Raw genomic sequence first — 13,254 nt, forward strand, 5'->3', positions numbered from 1 at the left:
CCGCGGGGCGTCAGGAACCGATGACGTCGGGACGGTGCTCGATGACGACGGGGAAGCGTTCCGGCGGGGCCCCGAACGCCGAGCGGGACTGCGCGATGACGCCGTGCCCGAGCGACCGGCCGCCGGCGAAACCGATGACCGCGCCGACACCGAACGGGATCATCCGCCCGAGCGCCAGGGTGCCGTACTTCGCGGCGTACCGGCGCAGGAACCGGTGGGCGAGGACCTTGTTGACCCGCTTGATCGCCGGCTGCGGCATGGACGTCAGCAGCACCTTGCCCCAGGCGACCTGGGAGCCTGCTGCGGCACGCTCCACGTCGCGTGCGCCCGAGTCTCCCAGCACGGAGGCGAGCAGCAGCGCCCGACGGCGGGCGACGTCCTCGATCTCGATGCCGTGGACGTCGGCGACGGCCAGGGAGAAGGCCGCCGAGGACGCGAAGAACGTCGCGATGTCGCTCGTGGTGAGGACGGCGGCGGCGGTGGTGCCGACGGCGGGTGCCGCGGCGGCCGCACCGACGGCGCCACCGGTCGTGGAGACCAGGGCGAGGTACTCCTTCTCGAGGATCTCGATGATCCGCGCCGGGCCGGCCTCGGGGTTGCGCCGCCGGATCGAGTCGACGTGCTTGTGGATGGCCGCGGACGGGATGGTCACCGCCCGGTCGAGCAGCGCGTCGAGCAGGGGAGTGGGGCGGTACCTCGTCCAGGACTCGACGTCCTGACGGCTCGGGGCGACGTCGGGCGAGCCGTCGGGCGACGTGACCTGGTCGGCGTCGCCGTCGGGCACGCCGCGGGATCCTCGGGGCGACCTCATGGCGCCGACCTTACCCGCCGGACCTGCGCAGCTCGCGGGCGAGCCGGTGCAGGGACACGTGCAGCATGACGCGCAGCACGAGTCCGACGGCGCGCGCGTTGGCGCGGCGCGGCCACGGGCCGGCCAGGTACGCCTCCTCCCACCAGACCAGGCGGGTGCGCGCCTCGTCGACGGCGACGACGTCGAACCCGGACTCCCCGAGCAGCACCGGCCCGAGCTTGCGCACCCGGGTGCGACCCACCCGGCGCGTACCGGACGGGTCCGTGGCCACCGTGGGCGGGTCCAGCTCGGTCACGACCATGCGGTCGGTGAACCCGCGCCGGCTGCGCCGTACGGCAGGCCCGCTGACCATCGTGAACGCCTGCCCCACGTGGGGCGTCCCCAGGTCCCGCTCGGCGCACACCGTGAGCGGGATCCAGCGCGGGTGGGTGCGTGCGTCGGCGACCCACGCGAACGCCGTGGCGGCGTCCGTGTCCACGATCCGCGACGCCTCGACGCGGTACGGGGCGGCCATCGCGATCAGTCGGACGTGTCGCCGGAGCCCGGCTGCTCGTAGCTGACGGGCGGCACCAGCGCGCCGGCCTTGAGCGTGCGCCCCACGGTGCAGGCCCGGTCGATGGACCGCTGGGCGAGGAGCATCGTCTTGTCGCGGGTCTTCTCGTCCAGGCCGGACAGGTCGATCTCGAACCGCTCCGTCAGGACGGGGTAGAGGTCCTGCTCCATGTCCTTGGGGTCCTCGACGCGGATCGTCACGGCGTAGTCGTCGCCGAGCACGCGGGAGAACTTGGTGTCGCTCGACATGCCGGCGCACGCGGCCAGGGCGATCTTCAGCAGCTCGCCCGGGGTGAAGACGGCGCCCTCGGAGGCGGGGCCGATCTCGACGCTGGCGCCGCGCGCGGTGTGCCCGCGGTAGGTGCGGGTCCCGGTGCGCTCGACCCACAGCGGGTCAGTGGGCGTCGGGGTCACGGCGGCGGGGGCGTCCTCGGAGGTCTGGTCGGTCATGCTCCGATCCTCCCACTGGTTGCCCGCACCCGGTACGCCCGGGGGATCAGCGGGCGACGAGCGCCCGCACCTGCTCGACGGCGGCGGCGCGGTGGGCGGCAGACGGCCAGGCGCGGCCCACGGCCGACGTGGGCACGAGCTCCAGCTGCGCCGCGGCGTCGTGCAGCGTCAGGGAGGTGAGCCCGCGACCGCCGAGGCGGGTGCGGCCCTCGACGGCGGCCGCGGGCAGCGTCACCCACCACCGGGGCGCGTCGTCGCCGCGCACCCACAGCTCGACGCGGTCGCCGGGGAACGCATAGACGACGTGCTCGCGGTCGGGGGAGTCGGGCGGCAGGCCGCGCGTCCCGGCCCGCAGCGACCGCGCCTCGAGCGTCAGTGCCGCCGTCGGGCGTCCCACGACGAGCGGTGCGCCGGGGCGCAGGCGCCCGACCCTCTCCACCTGGGCTCGCACGCGCACCGCCACGACGCCGCACCAGACGGCCACGCCCAGCGCGGCGACGACGAGGAGCACCCCGAGCAGCGGCAGGACCCCCGGCTCGCCGAGGTGCCGGCCGATGTGGGTCGCGTACAGCAGCACGACCAGCACGCTCACGCAGGCGGCGAGGGCACCGGTGGTCACCAGGGGGCGGGAGCGCATGCGGTCACGCTAGCGGGAGCGGCCGCGCCGGCGGGATCCGAGGTGTCGCCGTGGCCCTGCGGGTGCGGGCTCGTAGACTCGGGTGCCATGACGTCCCCTGCCGCGGCCGAGCGCTCGACGACGATCCCCACGCCCTACGAGGACCTCCTGCGGGACGTCCTGGAGCACGGGACGGCCAAGGGGGACCGCACGGGCACGGGCACGCGCAGCGTGTTCGGCCGGCAGATCCGCTACGACCTGGCGCAGGGGTTCCCGCTGATCACCACCAAGCGGGTGCACCTGAAGTCGGTGGCGTACGAGCTGCTGTGGTTCCTGCGCGGCGACTCGAACGTGCGCTGGCTGCAGGAGCGCGGCGTGCGCATCTGGGACGAGTGGGCGGACGCCGACGGCGAGCTCGGTCCCGTCTACGGCGTGCAGTGGCGCTCGTGGCCGACGCCGGACGGGCGGCACATCGACCAGCTCGCGGGCGTGGTCGAGCAGATCCGGGCGAACCCGGACTCGCGCCGGCACCTGGTCACCGCGTGGAACCCCGCCGAGGTGGAGAACATGGCGTTGCCGCCCTGTCACGCGCTGTTCCAGTTCTACGTGGCCGACGGGCGCCTGAGCTGCCAGCTCTACCAGCGGTCGGCGGACCTGTTCCTCGGGGTGCCGTTCAACATCGCCTCCTACGCGCTGCTGACCCACATGGTCGCCGTGCAGACCGGCCTGGAGGTCGGCGACTTCGTCTGGACGGGTGGTGACGTGCACGTCTACGACAACCACGTCGAGCAGGCGCGCACCCAGCTCGGGCGTGACCCGTACCCCTATCCCACGCTGCGCCTCGCGCCGCGCGAGTCGCTCTTCGACTACGCCTACGAGGACATCGAGATGGTGGGCTACCAGCACCACCCGACGATCAAGGCGCCGATCGCGGTCTGATGATCGGTCTGATCTGGGCTCAGGCGCGCGACGCCGCCGGACGTCCCGTGATCGGTGCCGACGGGGCGATCCCGTGGCACGTTCCCGAGGACTTCGCGCACTTCAGGGCGACGACGGCGGGGCATCCCGTCGTCATGGGTCGGCTCACCTGGGCGTCGCTGCCCGTCCGGTTCCGCCCGCTGCCGGGCCGGACCAACGTGGTGGTCACGCGGGACCCCTCGTGGGCCGACGACGGCGCGGTGGTCGCGTCGTCGGTGCCGGCCGCTCTCGGGGCGGCGGCCGCGGCGTCGGGCGGTGACGAGGTGTGGGTGATGGGCGGCGGTCAGGTCTATCGTGCGGCGCTGCCGCTGGCGGACCGGTGCGTCGTCACCGAGGTCGACCTCGAGGTCGACGGGGACGTGTTCGCCCCGGCGCTGGATCCCGCCGAGTGGCGCGAGACCGCGGGGCCGGTGGGGGGCGACGCAGGGTGGCTGCCGTCGTCCGGGACGGCCCGGTTCCGGGTCCGCACGTACGCCCGACGCTGACTCCGGCGGAGCCTGCTCTCGATCCGGAAGGACCTGTGGCAAGCGCTTGCCCTCGGCGTCTACCGTGAGGTAGGTTCCCCGAGAAACCGGTTCCCAGGCCGCTCGGCCCGGACCCAAGAACCGGTTTCCGGAGCCGGATCTCAGGCCTTCTCCCCATGGTTGCCTCGGGAAGAACCGGTGATGTACGGTTCCTGAAACCGGTTACCGGGCGTTGAGGCCCGGTAGGACCAACGGCTCGATGTCGAGCATGGAAGGGCGCACCGATGGTGGTTGTGACGGACGCGGGAGTCGTGCGGTGAGCGCGGCGACGGCTTCGACGGCGGTGGCGGCGACGGCTGCTGGTACCCCGGTGCACGCGGGTGTTCCTGGTGGTTCGCGCAAGCGGCGTTCTTCGCTGGTGAAGCATCGGACGCTGTACCTGATGGCGGTTCCCGGTATCGCGTACTTCCTGGTCTTCAAGTACGCCCCGATGGGCGGTCTGGTCATCGCGTTCCAGGACTACATGCCGTTCCTGGGTATCGGTGGTAGCCCGTGGGCGGGGTTCGACCACTTCGTGCGGTTCTTCACCGAGGACACGTTCTTCATGTTGTTGAGGAACACGATCATCATCTCGGTGCTGATGCTCGTGTTCGCGTTCCCGGTGCCGATCGTGCTGGCGCTGCTGCTGAACGAGGTTCGTACGCGCAGCTTTCAGCGCACGATCCAGTCGGTGATCTATCTGCCGCACTTCTTGTCGTGGGTGATCGTGGTGTCGATCTTCTACGTCATGCTCACCACCGACGGTGGGAGCATCAACAACCTCATCGTCGCGGCGGGTGGTGAGCCGGTCCCGTTCCTGACGGATCCGGACTGGCTGCGGCCGATGTACATCATGCAGGAGATCTGGAAGGGCGCGGGCTGGGGCACGATCGTGTATCTCGCGGCGATGACCGCGGTGGACACCCAGCTGTACGAGGCTTCGGAGCTGGACGGTGCGAACCGTCTGCGTCAGACCTGGCACATCACGCTGCCGGCGATCCGTCCCACGATCATCGTGATGTTCATCCTGGCGATCGGTGACTTCCTCGAGCTGGGGTTCGAGCACATGTACCTGGTGCTGAACTCCCTGAACCGGGAGGTCGGGGAGATCTTCGACACCTACGTGTACACGGCGGGCATCCAGAACGGTCAGCTGAGCTACGCCTCGGCGGTGGGACTCTTCAAGGGTCTGGTCGGGCTCCTGCTGGTCATCATGGCCAACAAGATGGCCAAGCGCTTCGGCGAGGAGGGCGTCTACTGACGCCCCCGGGCGTCAGCTGGACGGTGCCACCATGTTCTCGTTCGAAGGATTCGTGCGGATCAACTCGGCTGCCACGGCCGTGTTCCGACTCGCGTACCTCAACCTCCTGTGGGTGGCGACGACGTTCCTCGGCCTGGTCGTGGTCGGTTTCGGACCGGCGTCCTACGCGCTGGCCGCCTACCTGGACCGCTGGGTGCGCCACGGCGAGACGCCGCCGCCGGCGCGGACCTTCTGGCGGCTGGTGCGTGAGCAGACCTGGCACGCGATCCTGCTCGGTTGGATCCTGCTCGGCGTCGGGGCCGTCGTGGTCACCAACGTGCTGCTGGCACCGAACGGCACCGTCCGGGCGCTGAACGTCGTCGCCCTCGTCGCCCTGGTGATCGTGGCGGCCTACGTGTTCCCCGTGATGGCCGCGACCGACATCACCTCGATCTGGCGCCAGCTCGGCTCGGCGCTGCTCATCGGGCTCGGTTCGCTGCACTGGACCGTGCTCGGCGCGACCGTTCTCGGGGTCGCCGCCTGGCTGACGTGGCACTTCGCCGCACCGCTGTTCCTGCTGTACGGGGCAGGGGTCCCGGCGCTCGTCGTCGCCCTGATCACCCGCATCGTCTTTCGTCCCCTGGTGCAGAGCCCGGAGCTTCCGGGACGCACCGCGCACCACCCCCACGACACACCTGTGACGGAGCAGGTGTCATGAAAGGAGCAAGAGCAATGAGGAGAGGTACTTTCGCCAAGGGCGCCGCGTCTGCCGCGGTCGTCGCTCTGGCGCTCACCGCCTGCAGCAGCGGGGCGGAGGAGACCGGTGAGGGCGAAGCCTCCACCGATCCCATCACCTGGATGACGATGCTGCACACGCCGACCACCCCCGAGCCGGGTGGCGTCATCGAGTCGGCTCTCGAGGAGCACACCGGCGAGCAGTTCGAGGTCCAGTGGGTCCCGGACGCCTCGAAGGAGGAGAAGATCAACGCCGCGCTCGCCTCCGGGTCGCTGGCCGACATCGTCTCGCTCACCCAGGTCGACAGCTCCACGACCCGCCAGGCCATGTCCTCGGGCATGTTCTGGGACGTCGAGGACTACCTCGCCGACTACCCGAACCTGTCGCAGATCGACCCGCAGACCCTCGAGTCCGCGCGCATCGACGGCCACCTGTACGGCGTGCCGTTCCAGAAGGTCCTGGCCCGCTACGGCGTCGTCATCCGCCAGGACTGGCTGGACAACCTGGGCCTCGAGACCCCGCACACCATCGAGGAGCTCACCGAGGTCGCCAAGGCGTTCACCACCGACGACCCGGACGGCAACGGCAAGGACGACACCACGGGCTTCATCGACCGTGAGGAGAGCTTCAAGGTCGGCTTCCGCTCCCTGGCCGGGTACTTCGGTGCCGGCCAGCTCTTCCAGGTGACCGACGACGGCCAGGTCGTCCCGTCGTTCACCACCGACGAGTACAAGGACGCGATGGAGTGGTACCGCGAGGTCTACGAGGCCGGCGCGGTGAACCAGGAGTTCGTCACCGTCCAGAAGCAGAACCAGCAGGACGCCATCGCCCAGGGCAAGGGCGGCATCGTGGTGACCGGCCTGTTCGAGGCGAAGAACTACATGGCCCTCGCCGAGAGCGCCGACCCCGAGACGCCGATGGCGTGGGCGCTGGTCAACGACATCACCGCCGGTGACGTCGAGCGCCGCATCCTCACCGACACCAACGGCGGCATGGGCGGGTGGCTCGCCTTCCCGAAGTCGGAGGTCGAGAACGAGGCCGACCTCAAGCGCATGCTCGCCTTCGTCGACAAGCTGATCGACGAGGAGGCCTTCGCCCTCATGACCAACGGCGTCGAGGGCACGCACTACGAGCTCGACGCCGACGGCGTGGTCTCCATCCTCGACCAGACCGCCTGGGAGCAGGAGGTCCAGCCGTACGCGTCCTCGCGTCCGTCGGAGAAGGTCATCACCTACAAGTCCTCGACGCCGTACGTCGACGAGGGCAACGAGAAGATGAAGGAGAACGAGGACTACGCCGTCATCAACCCGGCCCAGTCCCTGACCTCCGAGTCCTACGACCAGCAGTGGTCGACCATCGAGCAGAAGGTCAACGACGCCTACAACAAGTACATCACCGGCCAGATCGAGATGGCGGACTTCGACGCCGTCATCGACGAGGTCCGTGGGCAGGGCCTCGACGACATCATCGCCGAGTACTCCGCCGCGTACGCCGAGGTGAACGGCTGACCCTCACCCGTCGCTGAACGACCGGGGGTGCGTCCCGAGCCCGGGACGCACCCCCGCACCCGGCGGCCCCCAGGCCGTCGCCCCCCGTGACCCGCAGGATCTGGAGAAGCCCGTGCAGACCGAGACCGTCAACACCGTCGCCGACGGCGAGACCGAGATCGAGACCGCCCGGTGGCAGTCGGAGATCGACGCGGCCGCCCGGGCGGGCGGCGGCAGGGTCGTCGTCCCGGCCGGCACCCACCGCACCGGGTCCCTGCGGCTGCGCTCGAACGTCGAGCTCCACCTCGAGGCCGGCGCCGTGCTCCGGTTCGTGCCCGACCCCGCGCTGTACCCGCCGGTCGAGGCACGGTGGGAGGGCGCGCCCGAGACCATCCATCAGCCGTGCGTGTACGCCCGCGGCGAGACCAACGTGTCGATCACCGGGTTCGGCACCATCGACGGCCAGGGCGCCACCTGGTGGGACACGTTCCGCCACCGTCGCGACGAGCTCGCGCACCCGCGGCCCACCCTGCTCGGCCTGCACGAGTGCGAGCGGGTCACCATCCGCGACGTCACCCTGCGCAACTCGCCGAGCTGGACGGTCCACCCGCTGCTCTGCGACGGCGTGACCATCACCAACCTCGTCATCGTCAACCCGGCGGACTCGCCCAACACGGACGGGATCGACCCCGAGTCGAGCCGCAACGTGCGCATCAGCGACTGCCACATCGACGTCGGTGACGACTGCATCGCGATCAAGGCCGGCACCGAACGCTCCCCGCAGCGCGTGCCGTGCGAGAACATCACCATCACGAACTGCACGATGGTGCACGGTCACGGCGGCGTCGTCATCGGCAGCGAGATGACCGGCGGCGTCCGCGGCGTCGTCATCAGCAACTGCGTCTTCGAGGGCACGGACCGCGGGATCCGGTTCAAGGCGCGGCGCGGCCGCGGCGGCGTCGTCGAGGACGTGCGGGTCACGAACGTGATCATGCGCGGCGTGATGTGCCCGTTCGTGGTCAACCCCTTCTACTTCTGCGGCCCGGACGGCAAGCTCCCGCGCGTCGCCGACCGCGACCCCCACCCCGTGGGCGACGACACCCCCGTGTTCCGGCGCATCCACCTGGCCCACATCACCGCGCGCGACGTGCACGCGTCGGCCGGTCACCTGTTCGGCCTGCCCGAGGCGCCGCTGTCCGAGCTCACGCTCGACGACGTCACCGTCTCGTTCGCCCGCACGCCGGTGCCGGGCCAGCCCGCGATGGCGGCCTGGGTCGACGACGTCACCCGCCAGGGCTTCCGCATCGGGCACGTCACGGACTCGTCGGTGGTCCGGGTGCGCGTCGAGGGGCACGAGGGTGCGGCGTTCCAGGTGGAGGACAGCCCCACGCTGCGCCTCACCGAGTCGACCGGCTGCGACGACGTCGGCGTACGCGCGGGTGCGGGCTCGTGAGCATCGCCAGGCCGGGGCCCGCCGCACCCGTCGACGCCGATGCCGCGCCGACGGCGTTCCGCCGCACGGTCGAGGTGTGGGTGGCGGTGGCGGGCATGATCCTCACCACGGTGCTGGCCGGCGGCTACGCCCTGGTCGTCAACCGCACCGACGAGGCGACGTTCACCGAGTCGCTGCTGCCCGCGATGCGCGGTGCCGGCATCGTGGCCGACGGCGTCGCCGCGGAGGTGGCCCTCACCGGCGCCCGCACGCTGGCGGCGTGGTTCGGCATGACCGTCGTCGCCGTCCTCCTGATCGGCACGATCGGCATCTTCCTCGCCCGCCGTCGCCCCCGGCGGCGCGGTGCCGGCTGGTGGTTCCTCGCCGCCGGCCTGGTCTGCCTGCTGGGCAGCCAGCTCGTCCTCTACCCCGTCGCCTTCCTGTTCTTCGTCAGCGCCGGGTTGTTCGCCCTGCGCAAGCCAGACCCCGGGAGTACCCCATGAGCAAGTCCACCGCCGCGCCGACGACGTCCCGGCGGACCCGCAAGGACGGGTTCCGCCGAGACTCCACGAGCATGCGGGTGTTCCGCGTCGCGAACGGGTTCGTGCTCGTGGCGTTCGCGCTGATCTGCGTCCTGCCGTTCCTCAACGTGCTGGGCAGCTCGTTCGCGAGCTCGGGTGAGCTGGCGACACGGTCGTTCATCCTCATCCCGTACGACATCACGTTGGACGCCTACCGGTACATCCTGTCGACGTCGACGATCTTCCGGGCGATGGGGGTCTCGGTGTTCGTCACGGTGGTGGGGACGTTCGTGAGTCTGCTGCTGACCGCGTTGATGGCGTACGCCTTGTCGAAGCGGTATCTGCGGGGTCGGCGGGTGATCAACTTCCTGGTGGTCTTCACCATGCTGTTCTCCGGGGGCATGATCCCGACGTTCATCGTGGTGCAGAGCCTGGGTCTGATCGACTCGTTGTGGGCGTTGATCCTGCCGGTGGCGATCAACGCGTTCAACTTCGTCATCATGCGCAGCTTCTTCCAGGCCATCCCCGACTCCCTGGAGGAGGCGGCGCGGATCGACGGCTGCTCGGACCTGGGGACGTTCTTCCGGATCGTGCTGCCGCTGTCGCTGGCATCCATCGCGACGATCGGTCTGTTCTACGCGGTGGGGTACTGGAACACCTACCAGAACGCGATCCTGTACATCAACGACTCCACGAAGTGGCCCATCCAGGTGCTGCTGCGTCAGATCGTCATCGTGGCCTCCGGGATGAACGCCGACGCCTCGAGCGTCGACATCGTGCCGCCGGCGCAGTCGGTGAAGATGGCCGTGATCGTGGTGGCGACGCTGCCGATGCTGATCGTCTACCCGTTCATCCAGCGGTACTTCGTCAAGGGCGCGCTGATCGGCTCGGTCAAGGGCTGATCCCCGCCCCTGCCGCCACCCTGCACCAGGGCCGCCCGTCTCAGACGGGCAGCCCTGTCGCCGTGCAGGTCCAGCCCGGGTCGACGGCCTCGCCGAACCCCTGCGACCGGACGGTCACCTCCCCGTCGTCGTGCACCACGACCTGCAGACGCACGGTCGCGATCTCGTCGCCGACGACGGCGTGGCGCACCGTGAGCGAACCCGGTGCGGACCAGCCGCTGGTCACCACGGCGACGCCGGGAGCCGAGGCGTCCTGCACCACGGGGGAGCCGGGACGCAGGCGGAGCTCGACGGGAGTGCCGGCGTCCCAGCGCAGGGTGCCGTCGCCGCTGCCGGCGCCGTCGTCGTCGAGGTCGAGGTCGAGCGTCACGGGCGTGCCGCCCGGGGGCGTCAGCAACCATCGGCCGCGCACGGGGGCGGCGAACTCGGGCCGGTGGGCCGGGGAGGGCCAGTCGAGCGTGACGCCATCCTGGCCCGCGACCGATCCGGACCTGCCCCCGGACCTGCCCCCGGACCTGGAAGCGGGGGGACCGAGCAGGGGCAGGGCCTCACCGAGGAGGATCTCGGCCAGGCGCTGGTCCCCGGCCGGGCAGGCCTGGGTGTCCGCGGTGACGACGACGAGCCTTCCCGTGGCCGGGTCGCCGTGGACGATCTGGCCACCCATCCCGAACATCATCCAACCGCCGCTCGCGGGCAGCCAGGTCTGGTAGCCGTAGCCGCCGCGCAGCTCGGCGCCCCACGTCTGCAGGGAGGTGTCGGCCTGCGGGGACGTCATCGCGGCCAGGAAGTCGCCCGGGAGCAGGGCGGCACCGTCGTGCCGGCCGCCGTCGAGCACCATCTGACCGAGTCGTCGCAGGTCGCGCGCGCTGCACACCAGGCCTGACCCGCCGTGGGCGTGCCCGTCCTCGCCGGGCAGGAACCGCAGCTCACCGACGCCCACCGGGTCGAGCAGGCGCGGGCGCAGGTAGTCGGCCAGCGGGCGTCCCGAGACCCGTTCGACCAGCGCCGCCAGCAGGTAGGACCCGCTCGTGTCGTAGGTGAACAGGGCGCCGGGTCGGTGGGTCGGCACGGTCCGGAACCAGGACTCGACCCAGGGGCAGTCGTAGCGCTTGAACGTCGTGGACAGGTGCGGTCCGCGCATCGCCAGCAGGTCGCGCACCGTGGTCTGCTCGAGCCACGGGTGCACGGGGTGCTGCTCGGGGAAGTGTGCCACGACGAGGTCGTCGAGCCCGATCGCGCCCTCCTCGGCCAGCAGCCCCACGGCGAGCGCCGTGAGCGTCTTGGTGATCGAGTAGGTGCGGCGGGGTGTGTCGACGGTGAGGGGGAGCAGGCGACGCTCTCGACGACCTCGCCGTCCACCGCCACCTCGACGGTGTGCAGGGCGATGTCGAGCGGCCGGGTGCGTTCCCGGAGCAGGTCGGCGATCATCGCCCGGTCGGGTCGAGCACGCCCAGGTCGCCCAGCGCGGCGACGACGATCCCGGCGACGGCGCGTGCCCCGGTGTCGGACAGGTGCGTGTCGTCCTGCTCGCCGTCCGGGTAGCCGGGCCACTGCCCGCGCGTCAGCCAGAGGAACGACTCCTTGCTTCCCTCGGCGCCCTGGGCCTGCCAGAGCGCGCGGGTGGCGCGCGTGAGGTCCACCAGGGCGACGCCCTCGGCGGCGGCGAGGTGGCGCACCACCTGCGGGTAGGGGCCGTGGGTGCCGCGGCTGCGCTCGCCGTCGAAGCGGCGTCGTTCCACGGGGGTGACGAGGACCGGCGTCGCACGGCGGGCACGGACGCCGGCGAGCACGCGACGCAGGTTCGCCGGGTACTCGCGGTACGGGTCGGCGTGGCGTGCGTCGTCCTTGGCGTCGTTGTGCCCGAACCCGACAAGAACGACGTCGCCGGGGCGGACCTCCTCCAGCGCGGCGGCGAGGTGGCCGCCGGCGACGAGGCTGGTGGTGCTCATGCCGGACACGGCGTGGTTGGCGACGTCGCGGCCGCTGGTCTCGGCGAGCACCTGCCCCCACCCGGTGCGCGGCGCGCGCTCGGGGGTGTAGTCGCTGGCGGTGGAGTCGGACAGCACGTGCAGGCGTCCGGTGGGTGCGGGCGGGGCGTCCCAGCCGGTGAGGTGGTCGGCGACGTCGGCGCTGACGGGCAGGTCGTGCTCGGGGGAGGTGGCGACGGCGCCCTCGGCGAGGCGGGTGCCGGACTCGCCGAAGCGTGCGCCGTCGCGCCAGGAGTAGCCGCCCATGTCGGTCCAGCGGTCGGCGGCGACGTGCGGTCCGACGGTGCAGTCGACGAACAGGGCCTGGCCGACGGCCTCGGGGCGCCCGCCGGGGTGCCAGGGGCGGGCCAGGTGCACGCTGCCGGGGGCGACGTCGTCGTCCGCGGTGAGGGTGACGCCGTGGAACAGCAGGCCGCGCGGGTTCTCGACGACGGTGCTCGGCGCGGCGACGTACCCGGCGCCGCACGAGCGGATCTCGCCGCCCTCGATGAGCGCGGTGGCGCGGCCGTAGACGAAGTCGACGTCGCCCACGATCAGGCAGTCGCGCACGTGGACGTGGCTGACGGCGGCGAACGAGGGGGTGTCGAGCAGCAGGGTGTCCTGGCGGCCGAGGAGGTGGCAGCCCTCGACGGTGAGGCGCGTGCCGTGGGTGCGCAGGGCGAGCGCCTGGGAGTCGGGGACGTCCTGGCCGAGGCGCTTGTCGTAGGTGTTGCGCACGGTGAGGTCGCGCAGGGTGACGTCGTCGGCGTCGATGGTGAGGGTGGCGCAGTCCTGGACGAGGTGCAGCCCGTCGGCGCCGCGGTCCCCCTGGCGCAGGTCGAACGAGAGGATCGTGTCGCGCGGGTCGCCGCTGGCGGAGCGGATCAGCAGGGGCCGGCGCCGGGGTGCGACGACGACCTGCTCGACGTGCACGCCGGGGTGGACGACCACCTCGGTGACGTCGGGGTCGGCGAGCGCCAGGGTGAGGGACGGGGCGTGGTCGGCGTCGTCGCCGACGTGGATCGATCGGGGCACCGCCCCAGGCTAGCAACCGCTTTC

At 71.4% G+C, this 13,254-nt stretch carries 13 protein-coding genes and 1 pseudogene; 8 read left to right on the forward strand and 6 right to left on the reverse strand.

What is annotated here, in order from left to right; translation table 11 throughout:
• Positions 1–10: 10 nt before the first annotated feature.
• The 4 genes from ACNHYB_RS14265 to ACNHYB_RS14280 are packed head-to-tail and all read right to left on the reverse strand — an operon-like array spanning position 11 to position 2,450.
• Positions 11–811 carry a hypothetical protein gene (locus tag ACNHYB_RS14265; protein ID WP_418276009.1) on the reverse strand — a complete coding sequence of 267 codons (801 nt, stop codon included), beginning with the start codon at positions 809–811 and terminating at the stop codon, positions 11–13.
• A 10-nt stretch (positions 812–821) separates the two neighbouring features.
• On the reverse strand, positions 822–1,325 hold the full coding sequence (locus ACNHYB_RS14270) for an SRPBCC family protein (protein WP_418276011.1): 504 nt from the start codon (positions 1,323–1,325) through the stop codon (positions 822–824).
• Positions 1,326–1,330: 5 nt separating this feature from the next.
• Positions 1,331–1,813 carry an OsmC family protein gene (locus ACNHYB_RS14275; RefSeq protein WP_418276012.1) on the reverse strand — a complete coding sequence of 161 codons (483 nt, stop codon included), beginning with the start codon at positions 1,811–1,813 and terminating at the stop codon, positions 1,331–1,333.
• Positions 1,814–1,859: 46 nt separating this feature from the next.
• On the reverse strand, positions 1,860–2,450 hold the full coding sequence (locus ACNHYB_RS14280; RefSeq protein ID WP_418276013.1) for a hypothetical protein: 591 nt from the start codon (positions 2,448–2,450) through the stop codon (positions 1,860–1,862).
• An 87-nt stretch (positions 2,451–2,537) separates the two neighbouring features.
• Between ACNHYB_RS14280 and ACNHYB_RS14285 the strand changes: the two genes are divergently transcribed.
• From ACNHYB_RS14285 to ACNHYB_RS14320, 8 genes are all read left to right on the forward strand, one after another.
• Positions 2,538–3,368: a thymidylate synthase gene (locus ACNHYB_RS14285; protein WP_418276014.1), complete on the forward strand. Its 831-nt coding sequence runs from the start codon at positions 2,538–2,540 to the stop codon at positions 3,366–3,368.
• Positions 3,368–3,892 carry a dihydrofolate reductase gene (locus tag ACNHYB_RS14290; protein WP_418276015.1) on the forward strand — a complete coding sequence of 175 codons (525 nt, stop codon included), beginning with the start codon at positions 3,368–3,370 and terminating at the stop codon, positions 3,890–3,892. The genes ACNHYB_RS14285 and ACNHYB_RS14290 overlap by 1 nt, the downstream gene beginning before the upstream one ends.
• 421 nt (positions 3,893–4,313) lie before the next feature.
• A complete protein-coding gene (locus tag ACNHYB_RS14295; protein WP_418276016.1) occupies positions 4,314–5,171 on the forward strand; it encodes an ABC transporter permease in 858 nt (285 codons plus the stop codon).
• 31 nt (positions 5,172–5,202) lie between these two features.
• Positions 5,203–5,868: a YesL family protein gene (locus ACNHYB_RS14300; RefSeq protein ID WP_418276017.1), complete on the forward strand. Its 666-nt coding sequence runs from the start codon at positions 5,203–5,205 to the stop codon at positions 5,866–5,868.
• Between the two features lie 14 nt (positions 5,869–5,882).
• Positions 5,883–7,394, forward strand: a complete 1,512-nt coding sequence (locus tag ACNHYB_RS14305) for an extracellular solute-binding protein (protein WP_418276018.1) — start codon at positions 5,883–5,885, stop codon at positions 7,392–7,394.
• Positions 7,395–7,506: 112 nt separating this feature from the next.
• Positions 7,507–8,826 carry a glycoside hydrolase family 28 protein gene (locus ACNHYB_RS14310; RefSeq protein ID WP_418276019.1) on the forward strand — a complete coding sequence of 440 codons (1,320 nt, stop codon included), beginning with the start codon at positions 7,507–7,509 and terminating at the stop codon, positions 8,824–8,826.
• Positions 8,823–9,308 (forward strand): hypothetical protein, encoded by a 486-nt coding sequence (locus tag ACNHYB_RS14315; RefSeq protein ID WP_418276020.1) that lies wholly within the window; start codon positions 8,823–8,825, stop codon positions 9,306–9,308. Before ACNHYB_RS14310 ends, ACNHYB_RS14315 begins: the two co-directional genes overlap by 4 nt.
• Positions 9,305–10,228 (forward strand): carbohydrate ABC transporter permease, encoded by a 924-nt coding sequence (locus ACNHYB_RS14320; protein ID WP_418276021.1) that lies wholly within the window; start codon positions 9,305–9,307, stop codon positions 10,226–10,228. The genes ACNHYB_RS14315 and ACNHYB_RS14320 overlap by 4 nt, the downstream gene beginning before the upstream one ends.
• 40 nt (positions 10,229–10,268) lie before the next feature.
• On the opposite strand, the pseudogene ACNHYB_RS14325 reads toward ACNHYB_RS14320, so the two are convergent.
• Positions 10,269–11,585 (reverse strand): annotated as a pseudogene (locus ACNHYB_RS14325) (serine hydrolase domain-containing protein); the annotation flags it as partial.
• Between the two features lie 67 nt (positions 11,586–11,652).
• Positions 11,653–13,230, reverse strand: coding sequence for a pectinesterase family protein (locus ACNHYB_RS14330; RefSeq protein WP_418276022.1), 1,578 nt, complete (start codon positions 13,228–13,230; stop codon positions 11,653–11,655).
• Positions 13,231–13,254: the final 24 nt, after the last annotated feature.

The organism is Isoptericola jiangsuensis (assembly GCF_048320105.1).
GTDB lineage: Bacteria > Actinomycetota > Actinomycetes > Actinomycetales > Cellulomonadaceae > Isoptericola > Isoptericola jiangsuensis_A.